The organism is Nocardioides sp. P5_E3 (genome assembly GCF_054049275.1).
On sequence record NZ_JBFUMR010000067.1, the window covers coordinates 1 to 615 of the forward strand.

The 615-nt window shown below is 65.5% G+C and carries 1 protein-coding gene; it reads right to left on the minus strand.

The genetic code is table 11. The features are described from left to right. Positions 1-341 precede the first annotated feature (341 nt). On the minus strand, positions 342-615 hold a 274-nt coding region (locus ACXJKB_RS22700), incomplete at its 5' end, for a serine hydrolase (RefSeq protein WP_457192483.1).

A 615-nucleotide genomic window follows, 5' to 3' on the forward strand; every position in this document is an offset into this window, starting at 1 on the left:
ACCGACCAGTCCGCGCGTAGCATCATGGGTCCCGCAGTTCTGGATGGAGAGCCCATGTGGAGTTGGATCATCATCGGCGGCATCCTCCTTGGAATCGTGATCTTGATGTCCCTAGGAGACGTAGGGGGCCGAGGCGACCACACTGTGAACTCGCAGAGGTGGTGGCACAAGCACGACTAACCGTCAGCAGTTCCTGCCCCGCACGTCAACCGGGACTGCCGCGATGAGGGCCGCTACGCTCGCCCGGATCTGCCGCGATGCGCGTGGATCTCCCAAGATCAGGTGGGTGCTCGAGTCGTGCCCGGCGTCTGGTCGGTGAGTCCCGCGCGCGGGGGTCGGCATCACTGGTAGCAGAGGCCCTGGACGGTGAGGTAAGCGAGCGCCTCGTCGGCAGCGTTCGTCGAGGTGTTGGTGAAGGCGACGACGGTGCGGTCGTTGGCCGGATTGTAGAAGGCGAAGGTGCGGTAGCCGGCGATTTCGCCGTCGTGGCCGATGAGTTCACCGCACGGGCTGCCGGCAAGCACGATGCCGAGCCCGTAGCCCGCGCCGGGTGCCAGGTCTCCGCGAGAGGTGGTCATCTCGTTCAGGTTCGCGTCGGAGACGAGGTCCTTGTGG